The organism is Kineosporia mesophila (assembly GCF_021129235.1).
Taxonomy (GTDB): Bacteria; Actinomycetota; Actinomycetes; order Actinomycetales; family Kineosporiaceae; genus Kineosporia; species Kineosporia mesophila.
Genome location: NZ_JAJOMA010000023.1, coordinates 55037 through 77301, shown reverse-complemented (window position 1 = coordinate 77301; position 22265 = coordinate 55037). Strand labels below are relative to the sequence as shown.

19 protein-coding genes and 2 pseudogenes are annotated in these 22265 nt (G+C 65.9%); 6 read left to right on the top strand and 15 right to left on the bottom strand.

Annotated elements, in window-relative coordinates; genetic code table 11:
- Window positions 1–272: 272 nt before the first annotated feature.
- Entirely contained in the window at window positions 273–653 is a 381-nt protein-coding gene (locus LR393_RS26925; protein WP_231487638.1) for a pentapeptide repeat-containing protein, read from the top strand.
- A gap of 458 nt (window positions 654–1111) precedes the next feature.
- On the opposite strand, the gene LR393_RS26920 is transcribed toward LR393_RS26925, so the two are convergent.
- The 3 genes from LR393_RS26920 to LR393_RS36700 all read right to left on the bottom strand — a co-directional run bounded on the left by LR393_RS26920 (window position 1112) and on the right by LR393_RS36700 (window position 7527).
- The gene (locus LR393_RS26920) at window positions 1112–2041 is read right to left on the bottom strand and encodes a tyrosine-type recombinase/integrase (RefSeq protein WP_231487636.1); all 930 of its coding nucleotides are present in this window, start codon (window positions 2039–2041) and stop codon (window positions 1112–1114) included.
- Between the two features lie 465 nt (window positions 2042–2506).
- Complete coding sequence (locus tag LR393_RS26915) at window positions 2507–2695, bottom strand: hypothetical protein (protein WP_231487632.1); 189 nt, start codon at window positions 2693–2695, stop codon at window positions 2507–2509.
- Between the two features lie 50 nt (window positions 2696–2745).
- A complete protein-coding gene (locus tag LR393_RS36700; protein WP_331282994.1) occupies window positions 2746–7527 on the bottom strand; it encodes an RHS repeat-associated core domain-containing protein in 4782 nt (1593 codons plus the stop codon).
- Here LR393_RS36700 and LR393_RS26900 point away from each other — a divergent pair.
- A complete protein-coding gene (locus LR393_RS26900; RefSeq protein ID WP_231487631.1) occupies window positions 7505–7798 on the top strand; it encodes a hypothetical protein in 294 nt (97 codons plus the stop codon). The genes LR393_RS36700 and LR393_RS26900 overlap by 23 nt on opposite strands.
- 473 nt (window positions 7799–8271) lie before the next feature.
- Here the strand turns inward: LR393_RS26900 and LR393_RS26895 are convergent, their stop codons facing one another.
- Both LR393_RS26895 and LR393_RS26890 read right to left on the bottom strand, forming a co-directional pair.
- Window positions 8272–8478, bottom strand: coding sequence for a hypothetical protein (locus tag LR393_RS26895; RefSeq protein WP_231487629.1), 207 nt, complete (start codon window positions 8476–8478; stop codon window positions 8272–8274).
- 31 nt (window positions 8479–8509) lie between these two features.
- The gene (locus LR393_RS26890; RefSeq protein ID WP_231487627.1) at window positions 8510–8683 is read right to left on the bottom strand and encodes a hypothetical protein; all 174 of its coding nucleotides are present in this window, start codon (window positions 8681–8683) and stop codon (window positions 8510–8512) included.
- 341 nt (window positions 8684–9024) lie between these two features.
- On the opposite strand from LR393_RS26890, the gene LR393_RS26885 reads away from it, so the two are divergent.
- The gene (locus LR393_RS26885) at window positions 9025–9570 is read left to right on the top strand and encodes a hypothetical protein (protein WP_231487626.1); all 546 of its coding nucleotides are present in this window, start codon (window positions 9025–9027) and stop codon (window positions 9568–9570) included.
- A gap of 244 nt (window positions 9571–9814) precedes the next feature.
- Here LR393_RS26885 and LR393_RS26880 read toward each other — a convergent pair whose 3' ends face one another.
- From LR393_RS26880 to LR393_RS26870, 3 genes and pseudogenes are all read right to left on the bottom strand, one after another.
- Window positions 9815–9955, bottom strand: a complete 141-nt coding sequence (locus LR393_RS26880) for a hypothetical protein (protein WP_231487624.1) — start codon at window positions 9953–9955, stop codon at window positions 9815–9817.
- Between the two features lie 471 nt (window positions 9956–10426).
- Window positions 10427–11454: pseudogene (locus tag LR393_RS26875) on the bottom strand (lyase family protein); the annotation flags it as partial.
- Between the two features lie 160 nt (window positions 11455–11614).
- A complete protein-coding gene (locus LR393_RS26870; protein ID WP_231487621.1) occupies window positions 11615–13186 on the bottom strand; it encodes a GMC family oxidoreductase in 1572 nt (523 codons plus the stop codon).
- 281 nt (window positions 13187–13467) lie between these two features.
- On the opposite strand from LR393_RS26870, the gene LR393_RS26865 reads away from it, so the two are divergent.
- Window positions 13468–14220, top strand: a complete 753-nt coding sequence (locus tag LR393_RS26865; RefSeq protein WP_231487620.1) for a helix-turn-helix domain-containing protein — start codon at window positions 13468–13470, stop codon at window positions 14218–14220.
- A gap of 506 nt (window positions 14221–14726) precedes the next feature.
- Here the strand turns inward: LR393_RS26865 and LR393_RS26860 are convergent.
- Window positions 14727–14996 (bottom strand): hypothetical protein, encoded by a 270-nt coding sequence (locus tag LR393_RS26860; protein WP_231487619.1) that lies wholly within the window; start codon window positions 14994–14996, stop codon window positions 14727–14729.
- 3 nt (window positions 14997–14999) lie between these two features.
- Between LR393_RS26860 and LR393_RS26855 the strand changes: the two genes are divergently transcribed.
- Both LR393_RS26855 and LR393_RS26850 read left to right on the top strand, forming a co-directional pair.
- Window positions 15000–15251 carry a hypothetical protein gene (locus tag LR393_RS26855; RefSeq protein WP_231487618.1) on the top strand — a complete coding sequence of 84 codons (252 nt, stop codon included), beginning with the start codon at window positions 15000–15002 and terminating at the stop codon, window positions 15249–15251.
- Window positions 15248–15691 (top strand): hypothetical protein, encoded by a 444-nt coding sequence (locus LR393_RS26850; protein ID WP_231487617.1) that lies wholly within the window; start codon window positions 15248–15250, stop codon window positions 15689–15691. The genes LR393_RS26855 and LR393_RS26850 overlap by 4 nt, the downstream gene beginning before the upstream one ends.
- A gap of 329 nt (window positions 15692–16020) precedes the next feature.
- Here LR393_RS26850 and LR393_RS26845 read toward each other — a convergent pair whose 3' ends face one another.
- From LR393_RS26845 to LR393_RS26815, 6 genes and pseudogenes are all read right to left on the bottom strand, one after another.
- Window positions 16021–17244, bottom strand: coding sequence for a S53 family peptidase (locus LR393_RS26845; protein ID WP_231487614.1), 1224 nt, complete (start codon window positions 17242–17244; stop codon window positions 16021–16023).
- Complete coding sequence (locus tag LR393_RS26840; protein WP_231487610.1) at window positions 17241–19502, bottom strand: hypothetical protein; 2262 nt, start codon at window positions 19500–19502, stop codon at window positions 17241–17243. Before LR393_RS26840 ends, LR393_RS26845 begins: the two co-directional genes overlap by 4 nt.
- Before the next feature lie 105 nt (window positions 19503–19607).
- A pseudogene (locus LR393_RS37230) lies at window positions 19608–20282 on the bottom strand (response regulator).
- A gap of 248 nt (window positions 20283–20530) precedes the next feature.
- Window positions 20531–21439, bottom strand: coding sequence for a sensor histidine kinase (locus tag LR393_RS36695; protein WP_231487603.1), 909 nt, complete (start codon window positions 21437–21439; stop codon window positions 20531–20533).
- A 32-nt stretch (window positions 21440–21471) separates the two neighbouring features.
- Window positions 21472–21714, bottom strand: coding sequence for an FtsX-like permease family protein (locus LR393_RS26820; RefSeq protein ID WP_331282996.1), 243 nt, complete (start codon window positions 21712–21714; stop codon window positions 21472–21474).
- 185 nt (window positions 21715–21899) lie between these two features.
- Window positions 21900–22262: a hypothetical protein gene (locus LR393_RS26815; protein ID WP_231487595.1), complete on the bottom strand. Its 363-nt coding sequence runs from the start codon at window positions 22260–22262 to the stop codon at window positions 21900–21902.
- Between the last annotated feature and the right edge of the window lie 3 nt (window positions 22263–22265).

The window sequence follows — 22265 nt, the reverse complement described above, 5'->3', positions numbered from 1 at the left end:
GTTCCCTCACCAGCCGTCCTACGTCTCGATGCAAAGCGACTCACGGTCATACCGCTGGTCGCGCGCAATCGACCTGCCAGGAACGCCCGTCGGAACCGCGCCATCTACCGCTGAAGATCACGCTGCGTTGCTGCGGGTGGCTCATGTCGACAAGGCATGTCGAAAATCAGGGTTGGCAGATGCCCTGAGCAGCCTAGGATTCGGGGCCGGATCATAATCGTTTCCGGGAGAGCACTGGAATGAGTGGCCTGATATCAGCGGGCACACGCGAGATGCTGGTACGTGCTGCGTACGGCCAGACACTGCGTCGCATCAGCTTCGACGACCTGCAACTGCTGCCGCTACGGCTGCCGGACGTCCTGTTCCTGGAGCGGTGTTCCTTCGTCGGCACCGATCTGCGGCAGGCGACCCTCGATGGTGGGCATTTCAAGATGTGCAACCTGCGGGGCGCTGACCTGAGAGGGGCTTCTCTGCGGAACGCCACCTTCTCAGCGTGTGACCTTCGCGGGGCCGATTTGCGCGGTACCGACCTGACGCGTGTGCGCCTGGGCCGGGTTCTGACGGGCAGCGACAACGGCCACACGCTCGTGTCCGGCGCGGTCACTGATCGCGGCGTCGATCTGACCACGTTCCTCGAGAGCGATCAAAAGTAGCCAGGGACCCAGGGCCACGCGGTCATTGCTTAAAAGGAGGCCGGGGTGCGGCGGAATCACGAGCAGGTTTTTGGCGGGGTCGGCTCTTTGAGGCTTCCTGTTGAGCGTTCCTCTGTCGGACCCTCTGAGCGTTGAGCAGCACGAACAGGAGGAACATCACGACCTGTAGCCAGCGCCAGGACAGCACCTCACCAGACGCAACGATGTCGACCACATCCAACACGGCCATCACCAGGAAGATCCCTACCGCCCACCGCTCCCACGTCTCACGTCGAGTCCGTGTCATACCAGCCCGCGCTCCGTTCCCACCGCAATCCGATTCACGCCGCAATCTCTGTAAGAACTATGAACCGATCCGTGAGGCGCCACCGCTTAGAGCGCCGCCCCACCAGTTGCGACCGCACGGTGGCGATCCTGATCCCGTTGATCATGCTGACACCGATCCCGTTGCTCATACGTCAGTCGTCGGCGAGTACGGCCGCGACGGCGTAGGTGGCGTTGCGGTCGAGGTTGTCGCGGGAGCGGTCGTACAGCCGGGTGGTGCGGGGGTCGGTGTGGCCCATGGAGTCCTGGACGTCGCGCAGTGGGACGCCGGCGTCCAGGGCGGTGGTGGCGTAGGTGTGGCGCATCGAGTGCGGCGAGATGCGTTCGGCACCGGGGATGCCTGCGTTTTTCGCGAGGCGCCGCAGGAGCCGCCAAGCTTCGGAGCGGTCCAGGGCTTTGCCTGTGCTGGTGGCGAAGGCCGGGCCGCTGGTGCGGCCGACGATGGAGGCATTGAGGGAGCGGATCGCGGCGGGGGTCAGGGGGATCTTGGCGCGTTTGCCTCCCTTGCGCCGCACGCGCAGGACCCGGTGTCCGCGGTCGGTGTCCAGGTCCTCGATCCGGGAGGCGACGGCCTCGCTGATGCGTAGCCCGTTCAGGGCCAGGAGGGTGATGAGGGCTTCGGAACGGGGTGAGTCGGTGCGGGCGGCACGGATCAGGGCGCGGACCTCGTCCGGGCTGAGGCCGCTGGTCATGGACTCGTCGTCGGTGGCCGGGCGGAGGGCGCCGGTGAAGGGGGATCCGGTGACGGCAGGCTGGCGGGCGGCGTAGCGGTAGAAGCCGTGGATGGCGGAGGCGCGCCGGCCGATCGAGGAGGGAGCCAGGACCCGGCCGGTGCGGGGATCCCCACCCAAGTGCGGGTCGGCCAGAGCCCGCAGGTAGACGTCGGCGTGGTGGATGCCGGCGGCCAGAACCTCGACCCCAGCGCCATCGCACCACAGCACCCACGATTGAAGATCGGCACGGTAGGCGTCACGGGTGGCGACCGACCGCTTGGAGGCCAGGAACCCGGCCAGCAGTTCGTTCAGCGTGCTGAGGCGCTGCGCCTGCACCGGCACCCGACCCATCAGGTCCCCGGAGGCCGCGACGACCGCGACCTCTCCCCGCTGGCCGGAACCCCAGACACCGCGGATACCGCTGGCACCGCCCCAGCCGATGTTTCCGGTGCCGCTGCTACCGCGAGTCCGGTATCGCCGATGCCATCGACGGCCGCGTTCGATGGCATCTCGTCTTGGAGACCCATAACCCCAACATAACCTCTTTTATGTTGTGGCAAGGGTAATCGGACACCGTTGACCAAGCCAGAGGGAGCGGGTATGGCCGTAAAGCTATTCCCACTCCCCTCTCGTACTTGAGATGCACCGAAATCCGCCACCAGAAACCCATGGATGCCACTAATTCACACAACCACCTGAATGTTTACCGGTAGAACTGGCCCTGGGCGGTATCGCCGCGCCTAGGACCAGCTCAAGATTCCGGTGCTGGTGCACTGCCTGCAGCGCATGGGCACCACTTCTCAGAAGGAGACGGGTCTATGTCAAATTTGTCGCCAGACCTCCAATAAAAAACAGTAGGCCGAGCCCGACTACCGACGTCAACAAGTACTGATTTTCCTTCACCCCCCGTTGCCCTGCTGCCTTATTGCGACTGTTAATAGCCATGGTGGCGGCGATCATCAACAGTAAGCCTGAAAGGGTCAGCGTGATGGAAAAAGTGTTCATCTGTCCAGCTCCTGTTGATGGTCGCGTATTGCTCATACTTCTGAGGGTGATCAGCATCCGAGATACACACCGAATGCGAGAGACCCGCCTACTAGTTCGGCCCCTAGAGCTATCTGCCCTGCGAGAGCAGCCACTGGCGCTCCGATTCCTGTGATGGCAGCAGTGCCAGCGATGCCAGCGAAGACCAGGCCGCTGAACGCAAAGCCCGCAGCAAGACCCTCCAGAGTGTCGCAGGTATCTGCGCCTGTTGGGTCGTTGAAGGTGCTTGGGCACCCCTTCGAGTAGAGATAGGGGTGTTCTTCTTGGCCGGTGGGGTCTTGCTGTGTGAATCGACCATGCGTCGGGTCGTAGTATCGGATCCCGGTTTTGATCAACCCAGTCGAAGAGTCCGTATAGCCGCCACCAAACCGGTACGGCTGGTTCAAGGTGCCGGTGGTGGAGGTGGTGACCCCGTACGCGGAGTACGTGTACGTGGCACTGGGTGTGGTGAGGGTGGGGTCGGCGGTGACCATGGTGCGCACATTGTCCAGGTTATCGGTGAAGGGGTAGTACTCGCTCGCCTGGGTGGGGCTGGTGGTAGCGCCGATGCGGATGGCCAGGAGTTTGCCGTCGGGGTCGCGGACGGTCCAGGTGCTGGTGGTGCCGGTCGTGGACCAGGCCGGGGCCGGTGAGAAGGGTGAGGCCATGAAGCTGGTGGTCCCGGAGGTCAGGCGGTTGGCGTTGCCGGAGGCGGCGTAGGTCTGGGTGGTGGCGGTGCCTCCGGTGGGGGTGAAGCTGGTGGCCTGGTCGCGGTCGCCGTAGGTGGTGGTGCGGCCGGTCGCGGACTTGGCGGTGGTTTCGTTGCCGTTGGCGTCGTAGGTGAATCCGGTGCCGGCCAGGGTGGCTCCGGTGGGGGTGGTCCCGGTCGCTGCGGTGAGCTGGTTGGCGGTGTTGTAGGTGTAGGTGGCGGCCGGGCTGGCGGTGGAGCAGGTGGCGCCGGCGGCGGTGTAGTACTTGGTGCGGTTACCGGCAGCGCTGTAGCAGAACGCCTCGTAGGTGCTGGCGGTCCCGCCGGCGGCGGGGGCGGTGGAGGCCACGGTCAGGCGGTCCTGACCGTCGTGGGTGTAGGTCGTCTTCTTCGCCGTCTGGGCGTCGGTGACGCTGTTGACCAGGCCGGTGTCCTTGCTGGCCTCGGTGTAGGAGTAGGTCAGGTCCAGGCGGGCGACCGGGGTGGAGCCGGTCTTGGCGACGATCTGCTTGATCCGCCCGGAGTTGTCCAGGGTGTTGGTCTGGACGCTGGTGCCGCCGGGGTACTTGGTCCCGGTACGACGCCCGTCGTCATCGACCTGCAGCAGGATGCACCTGCTGGCTGCTGTGCCGGGTGAGGCGTAGGTCAGGCCGGTGCAGGTGCCACCGGGTAGCTGGACGGAGGTGAGCTGGTCGGCGTCGTTGTACCCGTAGGTGACGGTTCCGCCGGCATCGTCGTAGACCTTCAGGTTCGAGGCCTTGTCATAGGTCAGGGACGCGGTGCCCTGGCTGAGCGGGATGTTGGACACAGCGGTCTGGCGGCCCAGGTCGTCGCGGCCGTAGTTGGTGGTCCGGCTCGGGGTGGCGCCGCTGGAGGGGTACTCGGTGGTGGAGCGCAGCCAGCCGTTGTTCTTGCCGGAGTTGTCACCACCGAAGAAGTACGACTCGATCGACCCGTCGGCGTGTTGGACGTAGGTGAGTCGGTCCATGGCGTCGTAGCCGTAGTAGGTCTGCTGGCCCTTGCCGTCGGTCAGGGTCTGCAACCGCGAGAGGCTGTCGTAGGTGTAGGTCTGGTTGGCCAGGCTGCCGCCGGTGGACGGGATCGTGGTGGTCAGTTCACCGTTGGTGTTGTACCGGTAGGCCGTGCGGTGGCCACCGGTTGCGGCCCGTGAGGTGCCCTTGGCGTACTCGGCATCTCGTTTCTCGCACAGCGCACCGGACTTCGTCGCGGCCGGGGTGGTACCGGGACCGCAGTGCACGACATCACCGTAGGCGGGGTCGGTGTCACCTTCGTACAGGCTGACCGTGGTCGAGGTTTCGCTTTTGTCGCTGTTGGTCTTCTTCTCGCTGGTCGGGTTGTGTGCGGTGTTGTACGTGTACTCGGTGGCGTTACCGCGCGCGTCGGTGACCGTCTTCAGGTCGTACGTGCCGGCCCCGGTTCCGTAGCCCAGCGTGGTCGTGGCGCCGGTCGGGATCTTGGTGGATGTCATCCGGTAGGTGTCACCGGCGGTGGCTGCCTCGAACGTGTTAGTGCTGGTTTGCGAGCCGCCACCGGTGGCACCGGTGGTGGAGGCAACGTCGTCGTTGGGCGAGTATGTCTTGGCCTCGCTCTTGCCCAGGGCGTTCTTGGTCGAGGAGACCAGGCCCCGGCCGTTGGCGGTGTATTCGGTGGTGTGACCGTTGGGGTCAGTGACCGTGTTCTTGATGGTGGGCTTGCCGTCGGCGTTGCGGGTGTACGTGCCGTAGGAGAACGTCCAGACCGAGTCCCCGGCCGCAGCCGAGTTCTTGCGCTTGAGCTGGGTGATCCGCCCCGTGGCGTCGTACGTCATCTCGGTGCGCAGGTTCTCCGGCGTCACCACCGCGGTGACCCGGTGCGCGGCGTCGTACTCGTACTTCACCGTGCCACCGGCGATATCGGTGATGGAGTCCAGCTGGTTGCTGGATCCGTTGTAGATGACCTGGCGGTTCGAGGAGTCCGTGATGAACGAGTCGTAGTACCCGTCGTAGTTCGTCACGCTCAACGTCCGACCACGCGTGTCGGTGACCGAACGCAGGATCAGCGTCCCGTCGATCTGCGACCGCGCCGAGGCGTCGTACGTGAAGGTGATCTTGTTCCCGTTCTTGTCGGCCACCGACTCCAGACCATAAATCTGGTCGGTGCTGGTGCCGATGTTCTTGAACCGCTCGACCGTGTTCGACTTGCGGTCGGTCAGCTCGTAGTGCGTGGAGTCCGGAACACTCAGGTCCTTGTCCAGGCCCATCGGCCGGTTCCAGCGCGTGTTCACGGCCTGGTTACGCAGGTAGGTGTACTGCGCGCCGGCGCCGTCGCGGTAGAACATCGTCTGCGCCGCGCCCGTGGTGCCACCGGCGTAGGGCCACAAGCGGGTCCCGGTCAGCGAGGACGTCCACCCATACCCCTGAGCACCCAGACCATCGGTGTCCAGCGACTGCGACGTGTGGGCCACGTTCAGGTCGATCCCCGACCCGGCGATCGACAGTTCCTTCGTGGTCAGCGCCGCATTCCCGGTGGCCGGGTTGATGCTGATGCTGGTGCGGTCGGACAGCTGCTCACTCACGATCGCGGTGTTGCCCTTGCGCACACCGGTACGCGGTTCCCACTCCACATACATCGAGGGCGGGACACTGGCCTGGGCCGAACCGAACCGCAGGAGGTCCCCACCCGTGGTGGAGGCCTGCTTACTCAGGATGAAACCGTTGTACTTCGAGCCACCTTCGGTCCATTCCTGCACCAGACGCGAAACATCCAGATACTGGGAAGTCCCGTTCGGGGTGAGGGTCTTACGCTCGTACACATCGGCCGAACGGTCACCACCGGCCGTACCCCAGGCCGTGGACCCGTTACGGGTGCCCCAGGTCGCCGACGTCGTGAACGCACTGGTCAGAGCCCGCACATCCACCGCGCTGGCCGGGTAGGCCGCATCGTTGACGACGAACAGGTTCAGGCGCGCCGTGGCGATCTGCGCGTCGGCCGGGATCACGTCCAGCAAATTGTCAAAGCGCAGCAGCGCCCGGCGCTCATTACCCGAAGCAGCCGTCCACTGGGTCAGGATCTCCGCACCCGAGCACAACGGGCCCTCGGACTCGGCCCGGTTGGACTGCAGCGTGCAGGTAGCCATCGGCGCCCCGACCCCGATCGTCGGGTCGATCGCCACCGGCCACGCCCGGTCCTTCGCGGCCAGCCACTCCCGATCCGGAGTCAGCGTCAGCGTCCACGCATCGCCCGAGGCATCCTTCTGAACCAGCGTCGTGATCGCCGTGGATGGCTCACCGTGCGCGTCGCTCATCACCGGTCGCGGAATCTCGAACGCGACCTTGCCATCAGCGCCCAGGACGTCAACCGCCCCGAACTCCTTGACCTTCAAGCTCATACCCGCGCCGGTCTTGACCGCGAAACTCAGCGAACCGCCCGGCAGCGCGTCCAGATCGGCCAGCGAAGCCACGTGAGCGGTCTCCTTGACCGCATCCCCGATCGCCTCGTAGGAGAAGTCGACACCCGGCAGCGCCTCGGCGTAAGTCGCCTCGGCCTTCTTCACCGTAGCGGCAACGTCCGAGACCTCGGGAGCATCCAGCACCGGAACCTCAACAGCCGACGCCGCGGCTGCCTTGGCCGACGAGGTGGCCGATGAAGTGGCCGACGGCGTCGCAGTGGCCTTTTCGGCGGTCTTGCGCTGGGCTGGGGTGGCCGTCAGCTCATCCACCGGGGTCTTGTCCGGGGCCAGTTCCAGGGACACGAAGGCATCCTGGTCGCTGCCATCAGCGATCTTCACCGGATCGGTCAGGGACTTGGGCAGTTGCAGGGCGTACTCGTTGGCGCCGTTGGTCCACCCGCCGCCGGCCTTGTCCGCCCTGAGGGTGTTGTCGATCGGAGTCCAGTCACCATCGGCATCCTTGAAGTTCAGCGGCGAGGCCGAAAGCTGCGTCACTCGCGTGCCACTCACCGGATCAGCGAACGTCCGCGACATCCGCGTCCGCTCACCCACCAGCTCCTTCTTACCGGTATCAGGCTTGGCCGCTGCCAGCGCCTTGACCTTCAACGCCTCTTCCTGCGCCTTGGTCATCGGCGTGTACGACGTCGCCGGCTTCACCGGCCGCTCATCCGCGCCCGCAGCCTTCACCGACACAGGCGCCGAAGAATCCGTGGCCGCCATCGCGCTCTGCACCGGCACCAGCGAACACACCACCGCCACACCCACACCAGCCGCCGCGAACGACAACGGCCGCCGACCCCTGCCACCACCCGCCAGCCACCCCGGCAACAAGCTCGCCGACTCACCCGGCAACGCACCCGGCGGTCTCGGCGCCGTCACCTCCGACTCATCACCAGCACGAACACCCAGTAAACGGAAAAAGGCATGACGAGACGATCCGCGCACGCAAAACCCCTTGGAAGAAAGACATTACGAGGCACCAGAACAGGCACCCGGGATGATCACCCACAGTCTGCCCACAGAAACGCCACCAAGGGATGTCATCGCGGAAATCAGATCGTGGCCTATGCCATACAGAAAGTAATGGACATTCCTGTACATCAATGCATAGTTAAGACGCTCCACGCAACACGCCGGTTGGCAGCCAGAAGACCGTCGCTCTCCCCTGGCGCACCCCGCTGCCATCCAGCCGCCACCCAGCAGCCACCAGGGTTTTCAAGGTGCTTCAGACACGAAACGGCACAAGGAAGAGCACCGTTTGTGATCTTGCCTGCTGCCTGCCACAGAAGCGCCGTGCACGCCCGTGTGACCCCGTAAGCCATGCCCGGCCGATCATGCTGCGGTAGAGACACCCAGCCCCGTGTGACCCCGTGGTGACCATGCCCCCGGGCTCCTGGGTACTCAGCCCTGCGGGACGAGCACGCCCTGCTTCATCCCACTCAGGATCCGCGCGGCCGTGCGATCACTGACATGCCAGCCCTGAGCAGCCAGCTCGACCCGCAGATCGCTACCGTTGATCTGCGGATACTCCTGCACCACAGGGACAGCCGCGTCCCAGCGGGCCCGCTGCTGCGCCGCCGGCAGCCGCAGGCCAGCCGGCAGCGTCACACCCGATACAGGACTCCTCCCTAATGCAGGACTACTCGCTGGCCACGACGGTTGCACCGGGTGCTGCGGGGCGATGGGCCAGGCCGAAGGGTTGCCGGTCCATGTCGCCGGCCGGGAGCCCCGCCAGGTTGCTGATCTGCGATCCGCTCACCCCGGTCGGCGCATCCCCCTGAATGTCAGGGATCTCAGTAGCGGCTGGGGACACGACGTCCTCCTCTGCGCGGGCGTCCTGCTTCATCCCAGGTTCCGGCTGCTCAGGGCCCGGGTGCTCAGGGCCCGGCTGCTGATGTCCTAGCAGTTCAGGGCTCAGGACGATCTGCTCGACGGATCGCAGAATCGTCCCGGGACTGAGAGTGTTGTCCTGCCGGGAGCGGCCCAGCCCACGACCGCCAGTACCGCAGTGGGAAGCGGACTGCCCGCACGCAGCTACCGATTGACCACCCGCCGCACCCGCCGGGCATCCCGGCCAGGATCGGTGACGGACGTCGTGGACAACGACCCGACCATCGTCCGCCTCAGCTACTGGAAGTGTTACCGGAACAAGCCATGAGCATCTTTTACGAGATCACTACCGAACTCACCGGCCAGTACCTGATGCCTCCCAAGGGCCCCCCGGGTTCCCAGGACCCGGACCGGTTCGTGTACCGGCTCATGTTCGAGCCCGGCCGGATCGAGAACGTTCCCGCCCTGCAGTACGACGCGCCCGACAACGTCCTGCCCGACTGGCCGGCCGCCGTCAACGGACTGCGCCTGGTCTCACCGCGCTGCCGCCAGATCCTGCAGGACCAGGCCGGGCCCAACGACGACATCCAGTGGCTTCCCGTCACGGTCACCACCCCAGACGGCCAGCAGCACCCCTACTGGGCGCCGCACTTCCCCGTCTGGCACGACATCCTGGACGAGGAACACACCAACATCGGGCCCAGCGGCATCCCGATCCGATGGGTCATCGCCACCCGCAAACTCGAAGGGCACAACATCTTCACCGTGCCCCAAGTGTCCAGAAGCACCCTGATGCGCGCATCCGTCCTGAACGCCATGAAGGAAGCCGGCATCACCGGATACGAAGCCGAACCAGCCCGCCAGGTGTAAACAGCGCCACCACCATCGGCGTTCCTTCTGACCGCCACCACCATCGGCGTTCCTTCTGACCGCCACCGATCAGAAGGAACGCCGACCACCGGCACAGGATCAAACAGACCACGACCGACCGAACCCACAAACAACCAGCGTGAACATGCCCGGGGCACTCATGCCTGCGGGACGAACATGCTCTGCCTGACCTCGCTCAGGACCGCGGCGTGCCCAGGGCCGCGTTGGCCCCGGAGACGACCTCTCAATCGGTGACGGCGTCCAAGACGTTGATGTAGCCGAGGTCCCCTTGCCGGACGGAGAAGGCAGCACCTTCACCAGAAAACTTGATCCTGGCGCTCATGTTGCGCGGGTTGATGCCGTAGCGCAGCTCGATCCCAGACACAGACCGGCCTTCCTTCGACGTGCCGTGGCTCGTCCGCCAGCCGGCTACCGATCATTCAGGTACGGGCGTTTCAGGCACTGTTGACAAGTTTTCGGGCGCTTCAGAGATGCCGTGCTTGATCCAGTAGCTCCAGCACTGGTGCATGCCAGGGTGAAGCAGATCGAGTATTGCAGGAGCAGGCGCTTCGGCAATGAACCCTCGATCGCGGCCGTGACGGCCGGAGCATGAGCGTCGGCGTAGATCGGAAGGTCCTGCTGGTAGACGGGTTCGACATCCGGGAAACCCCAGACGTGGTGGCGGACGAGATCCTGGACCTGGAAGTCACGCTCAGCGAACAGCGCCGCCCAGTATCTCGCTTATGCCGGCTGCGCCGATCGACTGTGCTCGGCCGAGTGCAGTCGATCGGCGCAGTCGATCGGCGCAGCCGGTTCATCTCCCTCGCCAAGGTTGGACCAACTGACCTCGGCTACCTCAGAAGTCCTCCGATCGGGCACCAGACACTGCAACAGCCCTGATGCCCGCCTGATCCGGCCGACCGGAATACGGTCCGCCAAGAGCATCGTCAACCAGTTCGCCTGCCAGCCCGATGTAGTCGCCTGGGCGACACAACCGTTCCAACTCTTCCAGGCTGAATCGCGCCCCGACTGCGGGAACATCGTGCAGCCTCCGGGGCAATGCCCTGCTCCCCCCAGTACTTGATTCGGCGTCGGCGCAGACCCGGGTCAGCAGGTCCCGGGCCTCGCCACGCCCCAGTACGGGTGCCAACACCACCCCCAGGCGTTCCGAGGTGATCTGGGTAGCCGTCAGCTCCAGGTTCATGGCCATCCGCGTGTCGTTCACCCGCAGCCCTTGAGCGAGCTCGACCGCGGTGTGAGCGGCCCCACCGGTCAGCCGTAGGCACTCGCGAAGCAGCGACCATTCGGCGTGCCACACCCCTCCGGAGCGCTCGTCCTCAGTGATCAGGCATTGCGTGAGTGCCCCGGCCAGGGCGGGGAACTGAAGCGCAGCGCTGCGGATCAGGGTAGATAGGACCGGGTTGCGTTTGTGGGGCATAGCCGAGGACGCGCCTCGGCCCGGGCGCCCCGGTTCGCTCACCTCCCCCACTTCGGTTCGGGTCATCGCCAGCACGTCGACCGCGATCTTTGCCAGCGCCCCGGTGGTGAACGCCAGTGCCGAAGCCAGGTCGGCGATCGGGACTCGCAAGGCGTGCCAGGGCAGGACCACCGGGCTCAGCCCGGTCTCCTTCGCGAAGGCATCCACCAGCGTCCGGGCGTAGCCCTCGCCCGGATCACCGCCCTCCAGGCGCGCGTACTCCAGGTATCCGGCCAGAGTGCCAGCCGCACCGCCCAGCGAGACGGGCAGAGGCGGATCAAGCAGCCCGTGCACCCGATGGGATGCCTCCAGCACCAGGTCCGCCATCCGGCCGCCTTGAGTCCGAAGGTGGTGGGCACTGCATGGAGCGCGAGCGTACGTCCGGGCATCGCGATGTCCCGGTGAGCCCGAGGCCGCTGAACTTGAAGCTGTCGGAATCCAAGAAGAGTTTGAGACCGGTCTTGCTCTCCTGCTCGACGGCGTTGACGCCCTCATCACTAGAATGGGGACCTTCCAACTGCCGGCGTAACGAGGCACGGGGCAATCCCGGTCCACCGGATGTACCTATCAGCTGCTGAAACGGATAAATGTTGCGGCTCTCTCCGCAATCATGATGGTCGGGGCCTGTGGGTTACCTCGGGGAACGGTCGGCATGACCGAGGCATCCGCCACATACAATCCCTGCAGGCCGTGGACGGCAAGATCGGGTCTCACCACGGCGTGGGGATCGTCGCCGATGCGGCAGGTCCCGGCGAAGTGCCAGCTCGAGGTAGCGTTCTCACGCACGTATGCGTCCATATCGGAATCGGCGGGCGGCCGGATGGGCTCTCCCACGTGTTCCGCCAAAGTCGTTTCCCGAAACATTTTTTCTCGCAGCCAGTTCAGCCCTTCCGCCAGGGTGCGAAGATCGCGATCATCGCTCAGTATGCCGAGATCGACCCACGGGCGCTCAGCGGGATCGGCCGACCGCAGTTTGACCTGCCCGCGGCTGTGCGGATTCAGCAGCATGGCTACCGCGACAATCACCGACGTTGGCGTCCGCGGCTCACCTCCTGCAGAGACCGGGTAGCTGACAAAGCTGAATTGAACGTCCGGGGCGAGCGCCTCGGCAGCGAGTCGATGCCAGGCCGAGATCTGGAAGTTCGTGCTGAGGGGGCCTCGCCTCAACAATTCGTACTGTCGTTCAGGGGTGACCCCAGGTCCACCGATGGGCAGCGTGGTCGTCCACGCACCGGTGATGAGCGGGTGGTCCTGAAGATTTTGTCCGACGCCAGGCAGATCATGGACGACTCGCACACCGGCCTCACGGAGATGCTCGACCGGACCGACGCCGGAGCGTAGGAGTATTTGGGGACTCCGCAGGGCACCTGCGGTGAGAACCACAGCTCGCTGGGCCTTCAGCACGCCCGTGACGCTGCCGGAGACCTCCACCCCCGTCGCGGTCGTCCCCTCGAACTGAATCTTGTCCACCCGGGCTCCGGTGACAACCGTGAGGTTCTTCCGGCCAAGAGCCGGGTTTAGGTAGCCATCGAGCACACTGTGGCGCGAGCCGTCACGAATATTGGATTGAACCGAACCAAGGCCGTCGTTCACGCCACTGTTGTAATCTGGATTCATCTTCAGACCGGCCGAATCGGCCGCGGCGGCCACCAGCGAGGACCAGGCATCGACATGACGCGGGGTGCTGATGGCCATGGGCCCGCCCACGCCTCGCTCTGGAGAAGTCGTCTCAAAATGCTCTACCCGCTCGAAAACTGTTGCGACATCAGCCCATGACCAATCTTTTGCGCCTGCCGCTGCCCACCCGTCATAATCAGCCGCGTTACCACGGGACCAGAGCATCCCGTTGATGGCGCTACCACCGCCAAGGGCCCGAGCCGCCAGTAGCGGCACGCTGCGTCCTCCCAAGCCGGGCTGTGGAGTGCTCGAATCCCCCCAAAACCAAGGGGAGTCAGGGTTCTGCAAGGTAAGTGCTAGTGCTGGGACGCTGAAAGCCGAACCTTCAAGAGCTGTTCCAGCCTCAAGTAAAAGCACTGATGCCGAGGGATCTTCGCTCAGTCTTGCGGCCAGAACCGATCCGGCAGCCCCCGCTCCGACGACGATGTAGTCGACTGGCTCGGAAACATGCTGTGCGCTCATTGTAAATCCATCCTTACTCACGGCTGATCCGACCAAGCGTAGGGATGGGTGCCTGGGGTCGTCGTGTACCGGAGTGCCAGCCGTTAGGATTCGCGTGCCAAACTGGTAGCCGTCAGCGCAGACACTTCACATCACCCCAGCAGATTGCACAGATGTTCATAGCAAATAGCGGTTCACAGAAACTTCAAGGCGAGGCCGAGTGCACCGTGGAGTCGAGCACTATCCAGCTTCAAGACCTCACGATCACTCGCATGCGGGCCAGGTCAAGGCAACGTTCACGAATGGTCATCACTGGGAAGAACGGTGAGCTGCGCTTGTACGCAGTGCATCACGGATCGTGGGCCCTGGCCGGCGTCAGGGAAGAAACCTCCATCGGGCATCGCCGTTTCCTGCTCCGTCGCTCGATCCCCCTGACCGGCTTCGAGATCGCGCCGGAGACCACGGCCCACGTCATCGGTATGCCTGCGGAAGCCCTCCCTTCCTTGCTGGACGACGCGGAGCTCACCGGCTCTCTGACACTGCCCGAGGCCCGTCTTCTGCTCAGCCATCTTGCGCTCACCCATGAACTACGACCCTCACTCAGCAACAGCGGGGCCCAGGCCGCTCGTGACGCTGTTGTAGAGCTCCTGCACGGATTGCTCCACAAGGTTGCCAACGGTAATGACGCAAATCGGTTACCCAGTCTGGTGCAGCTCGCTCGCCGTCACGCGGACGAACATCTCCAGGATCCCGACCTGTCTCCCGCAGCCATGGCTCGTGAATTACACATCTCAGTCCGTTCCCTACATCGGGCGTTCGCAGCAACCGGAGAATCAGCTATGGCTTATGTACGCCGACGACGCCTGGAAGGAGTGCGCCGAGACCTGGCCCTCGGTAGCGGCAGATCCCTCGCGAAAGTGGCCGTTCGATGGCAATTCACTGACAGCAGCCATCTGAACCGGACGTTCGTCAGACATTACGGGCTTACCCCCGCTCAGTTCACCGGCGCGGCGAAACCCTGCGCGGCAGGGTGTGATGAGACCAGTGGCTTATAGCGAGGCTAGTACTCCAGCGGCACTTCGTAATCGTGCACGCTCGGTAGCAAGATGTCGCCGGATGCGACTTGGTGACTCTTCGAAGTTCACCGGGGTTGAGGCATCCGCGGTTTCTTCGGGTGGTTGCGCAGCGTGTTCGTAGGCGTTGTCGGCAGGAATCGGGGAGCTCTTTGAGAGCCCTGCCTGAATTTGGGCATGAAGGTGAATCAGTGCGCTGGATGCCAGCGCATCATCAGTCCTTGGCGGTCGCGCACCGTGTTGAGCTCATTGGCAGATCCTCCTGAAAGGATGGTCCCCGTACAGACCCGCGCACGTAAGCATTCGTGGCTGCTGCAATCCGCAGCCGCGTGCTCGCGGCGGCCTGCGCTCTCCGGGCTGGTCGATGAACGGGTCAGGATCAAGGACGCCCCCAACAGCGGCGGTGCGAACGCCGGCGCGACGGTCCTCACCATCATCGCGGGGATTATCTGCGGGGCAGATAGTTTCGATGACCTGGCCCGGCTGAGTCACGGCGCGATGGGTAAGGTCTTCACCGGTGGCCGTGCTGTGTCCACGTGCGGGACGTTGCTGCGCTCGTTCACCCACGGACACGTCAAAAACAACCGCATGCGATCCTGCGGCTTGTGCTGGCCGCGTTGGTCACCGGCGCCCGTGATCTGCTCCCGGACGCCGACGTGATCGCTTTCCTGGATATCGATTCCATGCACCGGCAGGTCTACGGATAGCAGAAACAAGGCGCGGTCAACGGCCGTCTGAAAGGCCAGAAGACCCTGCACCCTTTGATCGCGACGATCAGCACGCCTGTGTCGCGTCCGGTCCTGGCCGCGATCCGGATGCGCAAGACCAACGCCGCCGACGTGCGCGCAGCGACATCGCTCGTGGAACAAGCTCTGGCCACCGCGCGGGCGGTCGGCTGCACCGGCGTTCTGGTCCTACACGGCGATGCGAAGTTCTTCACCACCGAGATCTGCGCCGCGGCTCGCCGGGCGAAAACGCTGGTGTCTTTGCCCACCGGGCCAACCCAGCCGTGACCAGCGCGATCGCCGCCTACGACGCCGCGGGCGGGACCTGGACTGCGATCCACCACCCGCGCACGTTCGTCGATGAGGAAACCGGGGAACTCGTCTCCGACGCCGAGGTCGCTCAGATGCCTTTCACCGCGTTCAAAGGCAAACGCAAGGCCCTGCGGGCCGAAGGCCGCCTGATCGTGCGACGCGTCCGCCGCAAGAACCCGCCATCGGCGAAAATCGTTACCGGGGAAAGTGAACAACAAGAACCGTTCAATCTCTGGCGCCATCGCGCAGTGTTCGTGACCGGCGACTTCGAGATGCTCCAGGCCGATGCACACCACCGCCAGCACGCGAACCACGAACAGGTCAACGCCGAGGCCAAGGCTGGCGCCCTGGCCCACCTGCCCTCGGGATCGTTCCAGGCCAACGCCACCTGGGCCACCCCCTGGGCCATCACCTGACCGGCAACCTCTATCCACTCCCCGAAAGGGCCTGACCCGGAAACCACCGGACTCAGCGACTCAAACCGGGGCGGTGGATCCGGCTGAGAGCGCAGCGCTGACACACTGCCGCTTGGAGCTGTCCGGAGGTTCCGCGGCGTGGGCAGCTGTGCCAATATGCGGCCGGGCGCCGATGACCATCACGACGGGATCGCTGGAGCCACACCAGCCACCGGTGAGCAAGCCCCGAGCCGCTGCGCGGTTGCCCGCGGCGAGGCTGACACACCGGCGCCCGGAGCGGCCGGGCGGAGCCTGCCCGATGAGGAGATCCCCCACCAGGGAAGCTGACGTCAGGAGAACACCTTGAGCCCGCGCGGGGATCCCCATCCGGTTGGCGCGTCGTAACCGGTCGCGGCCTGGCAGAGGTAGTCGTCCCCACAGTCGCCGTTCGCGGGGCCGCTGGTGATGTCCCTCAGGAGAGCGTGGTTCCTGGTCACCGAGGCCGGAGTGACCTTCTCGGGATGCCCGGCCAGAGCGATCATTCCGGCGACCAAGGGCGCGGACAGGCTGGTTCCCCCGACCGTGAGCCAGCCGTTTTCTTCGCCCAGGCCGAAGGTGTCGTAGACGGCGAAGTTGTCCGCGAGGGCCGAGAGGTCGGCCGTGGTCCGCATGCCGCAGTGCTTGTCTTTCTGCCAAGCCGGTTTCGCGATCCAGGCCGAGCAGCCGCTCCCGCTGTTCTCCCAGGCCCGCTCCCGCCATTTACCGGCGGCGGTGTGCTTCAGGGTGGTGCCGCCAACGGCGATGCTGGTCCCGAGCACGGCCGGGAACGAGGCGGCCCGGAATCCGGCGTCCCCGGTCGAGACCACCATGGGTATACCGGGGTGCTCGAAGTACGTCCGGCCGAGCTTGCCCATGCTGCCGTTCTCGTCCCGCCCGTAGCTGTTCGAGATCACGTCGGCGCCCAGCCGGGCGGCGGTACGGACCGCCTGGCCCAGGTGTTTCTCGTCGGAGCTCTTGGCCGCCACCAGCAGGATGTTGCAGTTCGGGCAGGCTGCGGAGACGGCCTGCACGTCCAGGTTGATCTCCACGCCCCAGCTCGCGTCCGCCTCGGGCATCTTCGTGCCGCCGGAGCCGTTCACCGTGCGGAAGCAGTGGTTCTTCGTGGTGCAGGGCTTCAGGCCCATGACCTTGCGGTAGACCTTCAGGTTCTTCTCGGCGTGGGGGTTGGTGTAGGCGTCGACAACGGCCACCGTCATCCCCTTGCCCTTGTCGCCCGACGCGGGAAGCTTGTAGGCCGAACGAATGTCGGCGGCGCTGATGCCCTTGGGCCGCTTGACCGCGCTGGCGCCGAACTCCTGCATGCTCTCGCCCGGGGTCCAGGTGGAGAAGCAGCGCATGTGGCCGGCCGGTGCCTCGCCGCAGGTGTCGTGGGACACCGTCGCGCCGGCGACGGGGTTCGCGGTGGCCGGGGGGACGGCGAGGGCAAAGGCCGCGAGGGCGAGGACCAGACCGGAGACTACCGATCGTCGTGACCGCATAATTCTCAGCTCTTTCCGGTGGTGGCGCGGGCTCATCGGGCGGCCCTGATCGCGTAGGCGTTCGTGATGGTCTGGCTCACCGTGCTGCCGGCGCGGTCGCTGCCGGTGAGCTGGATGTCGACGGTGGAGCCGGCCTTGCCGGTGTCCACGACGCCGGTGAAGGTTCCGTCGCCCTGAGAGGCGAGCGCGACCGTCGTCCACCGGGTGCTTCCGGCCGGTCGGATCTTCAGCCCGGCCGTGATGATCGGTGATGCCGGCGCGTTCTGAACCTGGGCCAGGTGCAGGCTGATCGGCGAGTGCCCGATCGGCAGTTCGTTGTGGTCGTCGAGCGGCAGGTCCAGGTGCGCCTGGAGTACCGGAAGCGTCTGACATTCCGACTTTTTGCCGATCAGACAGACGAATCCGGAGGGAATCCGGCCGGTCGTGGCCTTCTTCGAGGCGAACGTGTACACGCTGCGCGAGTGACTCGCGAGCTTGGCGCTTTCCATCGAGCGGTCCACGTCGAATACCGCCCGGTACGTGGCCCGGCCCGGGGAGACCGCGGCCAGCAGGAGCTGCCGGTCCTTCCCTGAGGCAATCAGCTTGCCGTTGCGGTACAGCTGCGAGCTGCCGGGGTTCTGGTAGTTCTCGTTCAGGTTACCGGCCGCGTCCAGGCCCGTATTGAGGACGAGCGCCATGCGTCGTCCGGCTCGGCAGAAGGAGCAGAAGGGGGTGATCCCACTGATGCTCTTCGTCGGATGGTAGTCGGGGATCCCCGGCGTCAGTGGCCCCCGGAACCAGACCTGTTCGGAGGAGGCCCCGGCCGGCAGGGTGTGGTTCTGGGAATCCGCCCAGATTGCCTCGGGTGCCTTGCCGGTCTGCATGGCGGTTTCGAACCATTCGACCTCCCCTCCGTACGCCCCGGCGTACTCCACCTGCCGGGTGCCCTTGGGGGTCGTCGGTTCCAGCGCACCGCCGCCCGAGCGGGACAGCGCGAAGGAGGGCAGGCGAAGCAGCCGCGACTGCTTGGTCCACCGGTCCTGGACGTAGGTGGAGGTGACGGTGTGCAGGTCGGCGTCGGTGAACACGTAAGACGGATCGCGCACGGCGTGGTCCTCCAGAGCGGCCACCGTGTACCGGTAGTTCGGCTGGCCCGCGGGGTTCTTCAGCTGCCAGTTCAGGATGAGCTGCTGCTTGCCGTGGACTGGCGGCTCGGTGGGCCTCCACCGGATGTCGAGGGCGTCGCCGTCCATCAGATTCAGCGGACCGGTCTCCAGCGCCGTGGATCCGCCGTCGGCCAGCACCTGCCAGTTCATGTCTGGTGAGGCCGGAGCCACCGGACGGGGAACGGAGACCGTGGTCCGGCCCGAGGTGGCCCGGCGCAGATCCAGTTTCAGTGTCTGCATTGTTCGGTTGATCGAGTAGTCGCTGACCGTGTCCAGTTGCATCGTGCTCTTCTGGGTGCGGGAGTTGAACTGCGAGTCCCAGATCGCGGCGCTGTAGTTGCCCTTCGGAATGCTGATCCGGGCCACTCCGTCGTCCACCATCGCGGTGATCGTGGTTTTTCGGCCTTTGTCGACGCTGGCGATAGCGACCAGCCCGCTGGGCATGGGCTTGCCCTTGACGTTGGTCACCTTGACCTTCAGCGTCACCATCGGATAACTGGGGGCCAGCTGCGCGCCGGCGGGGGCCGCAGACTCGATCCGCGAGATCCCGGCGAAGAGGGCATCGCCCCGAACGGTCGTCCCCGTCCCGCTGTCGCTCTTCCAGGCGGCGGTAAGGGCCCTGCCGAAGGCGAACGAGGACGTCCGGGTGAGGTATCCGCTCGCGTGACCCGACGCGGCAGACGTCAGCGTCAGTCCCGGGATCGACGGCCTGGCACCGTGATAGGCCAGCCGCACCGGAACCCGGCCGGAAGAGCCCTGTGCCTGGGCCACGTCGAACAGGCTCAGGTCGAGATAGCGCCCTAGGTATGGCAGGGCCGAGGTGGGTACGGCGTAGGTGTCCGGGCCGGAGGTGTAGGTGATGATCTGCGGTGCACCGCCACGGACCGACTTCTCGGCCGCGATCACCGGCTGCCCCGGGGTGCCGCTCACCCGCAGTCGCTCACCAGTGAGCAGGTGCACGGTGAAGGGCTGGACGGCCTCGGTCGTGGCGGGGGTGACGGCCTGAACGGCCCTCGTCGAGGCCCTGGCCGGGGTGATGCCCGAAGCCATCATCCCGGACAGGGACAGTCCGGCGCAGACGGCCAGGGCCGTGCCGGTGATCAGCCGGGGAGTCCGGGCCCGAGCCGATGCCTGGCTGACAATTTTCACGAGAGCCTCTTCTGTGGCAAGAACTGTGGTTGGGCAACGTGAACCAACCTATGAACCTGGCCACGTCCGGTCATCCGATCCGGGTATGATCGCTTGCTGCCGATGTCATACCGCAGTCGCACTCCAAGCCCGCGTCACGGAGCGCCCCCCGGGGCTGGCCAGGCCGATCTCGTGGGCCAGGACCACGGCGTGAACACGTTCGCGCAGAGCGAGTTTGGCCAGGACCCGGCCCAGATGGGTCTTGACCGGGGCCTCGGCAATGACCAGTTCCTCGGCGATCTCGGTGTTGCTCAGGCCCTGACCGACCAGGCGCAGCATCTCCCGCTCGCGCTGGGTCAGATCGGCCAGCCGGTCGTCGATGCGCCTGTCCGGGGCCAGATGCCGGGCGAAACGGTCCAGCAGCAGCCGGGTCACCCGCAGGGCGACTACCCGGATGGACGACAAGAGTTCCTCGGGCGGAACGGTTTTTAGCATGAATTCGCTGGCCCGGCCTGCAGGGCGGCCAAGGCGTCCTCATTGGTGTCGAAAGGTGTTCAGCACCAAGACCTCGGGGGAATCAGCACTTTCGCAAAAGATTCGTTTGGCCGTCACACCGTCCATCCCCGGCATGCGGATGTCCATGACGACCACGTCGGCCCTCACCCGGCTCAGCAACCGCAGGGCCTCGGCCCCGTCGCCGGCCTTGCCGACCACGCTCAGGTTGTCCTGGGCCTGGATCAGCATGGCGAAACCGCCACTGATCAGGGCCTGGTCGTCAACGACGACGACCCTGACGGTCACTGCGCCGCCTTCAGTGCGAGGACGGCGCGGGCCGTCCAGCCCCGCCGGGTCGCGGCCCGACGGCCAGTTCGCCCGCGTGGGTGTTCACTCGTTCCTGCATGCCGAGCAATCCGGATCCGTACCTTTCCAACGAGGTGCCGGCGGTCATCCGGGTGCCGCGGCCTTCGTCCTCGAGCACGGCCCGGCCCTGGGAGAAGCCCAGCCGCACCCAGACCCGGGCCGAGGCGCCGGCGTCCGCAGCGTGTGCGTCAGGCTCTCCTGCACGATCCGGATGATCGTGAGTTCCTCACCGGGCGAGACCTCATGCGGCGACCTCTCGACCGAGATGTCGACCGCCAGGCCCGGGCCCGTTCGGCCATGTCCTCGAGCGAGTCAAGGCTGACGCGACGGTAGCCACTCTCCTGCCACCAGGAGTCCCCCAGCCCATCGGTGTCGCCGCGCAGGACGTCGACAATGTTGTGCATGTCTCCCAGGGCCTCTCGTCCGACACTGGAGATCGTCTTCAGGGCGGCCCGGGCCTGCTCGGCCTGTGCGGGCAAGACGTAACCGGCGCCGTCGGCCTGGATGACCATGACGGCCGAGCTGTGGGCGACCACGTCGTGCAGTTCCCGGGCGATCGCCGAACGCTGGTCGGCCAGGGCGATCCGGTATAGATATTCGCGTTCGCGCTCGGCCTTAACCGCCCGCGCCTTCAGCATCTCGATGATCAGGAATCGTGTCCGCAGCACGTAGGCCATGAGCCAGACCGCGGCCACGCTGCCCGGCCCGGCCAGATCCTTCGGCGCGGCCGGGAGACCGTTGCTGGCGATCTGCACCGTGAGGGTCCAGGCCAGAGTCGCCGTTCCGGACGGATAGACCGCGGACGGGCGGCGATCCAGGACGACGGTCCCCGCCTTGGCCACGATCACCGCCAGGTCGGCGACCCGGAAGGTGCCGCCGGCCAGGAACAGATAGGCCACGGACAGGCCTGGATCGTCCCGATCACCCGGTCGGCGAGAGCGCCGGCCGGCCAGGGTGATCGCCATCAGCAGTCCGGTCAGCAGGTCGCGGACGCCGTGGATCTCGTCGTTCACCACGAACGCCCCGAAGCCGGGGGCGATCACCAGATCCAGGCTCAGCGCCCGCCAGAATCCCACGGCCGCCCACTCGCGTCGCACGGCCGCCGGGAAGGCTGTGACGGGTCAGGGCTTCATGCCGCGCCGGATCCCAGCGCCATCATCGGGCTGAGCCGGATCGCCCGGCGCGCGGGAAGCAGCCCGGCCAGCAGGGTGACCAGGATCAGCAGGAGCGCGACCTGCAGGAGCCGAATCCCGGAGACGCTCAGCCCGGTGCCGAGATTGAGCGTCCGGAAGGCCATCCAGGCGTGGGGCACCCCGATCGCGATGCCCAGCACGGCACCGACCGCTTCGTACAGCGAGGACTCCAGCCCGATCAGGCGCCGCAGCCCCGAGCGTTACAGATCAGGGCCCGCAGTAAGCCGAACTCCCGGGTACGCTCCACGACCGTCAGGGACATCGTGGTGGTGACCCCGACCAGGGAGACGAGTAGGGCGAGCCCGACCAGGCCGAGGGCAGGTGGATCCGAGGCAGAGGTCCCAGTCCCTCGCCATGGCGCGGCTCACCGCAATCTCGCCGGAGTGACTCGGGAACGTGCCAGAGGTGACCAGGTACTCGGCCAGGTCGCCCTGGCCCGCGTCCGAGGCGAGGACGAGCTCGCGGTTGCCGTGGGCGGGCACCCGAGCGTGACCTCGATCCGCCCCACGGCCGATTCCGCCGAGGGCAGGCCCTGGATCGTCGCCAGGGTCTTCGGCTCAAGCACGGTACCCGGTGCGCCGCTGACGACGACGGAGGCCGCGATTGGGACGGAGCTGAAGAAGATCTCCGTGGTGACCCACTGGGCCAAGACGGCGCAGAGGACCATCAGCGAGGCGGCGATGACGGCCAGTCCGGTCAGGGCGATGCGGCTGGGCCGGCGGCGCATCCC

Bases quoted from the DNA above. Each gene is read 5' to 3' on its own strand.
- LR393_RS26865 (WP_231487620.1), top strand. From the start codon at position 13,468: ATGGTCATCACTGGGAAGAACGGTGAGCTGCGCTTGTACGCAGTGCAT.
- LR393_RS26915 (WP_231487632.1), bottom strand. From the start codon at position 2,695: ATGAACACTTTTTCCATCACGCTGACCCTTTCAGGCTTACTGTTGATG.
- LR393_RS26925 (WP_231487638.1), top strand. From the start codon at position 273: ATGCTGGTACGTGCTGCGTACGGCCAGACACTGCGTCGCATCAGCTTC.
- LR393_RS26885 (WP_231487626.1), top strand. From the start codon at position 9,025: ATGAGCATCTTTTACGAGATCACTACCGAACTCACCGGCCAGTACCTG.
- LR393_RS26870 (WP_231487621.1), bottom strand. From the start codon at position 13,186: ATGAGCGCACAGCATGTTTCCGAGCCAGTCGACTACATCGTCGTCGGA.
- LR393_RS26845 (WP_231487614.1), bottom strand. From the start codon at position 17,244: ATGAGCCCGCGCCACCACCGGAAAGAGCTGAGAATTATGCGGTCACGA.
- LR393_RS26920 (WP_231487636.1), bottom strand. From the start codon at position 2,041: ATGGGTCGGGTGCCGGTGCAGGCGCAGCGCCTCAGCACGCTGAACGAA.
- LR393_RS26815 (WP_231487595.1), bottom strand. From the start codon at position 22,262: ATGCGCCGCCGGCCCAGCCGCATCGCCCTGACCGGACTGGCCGTCATC.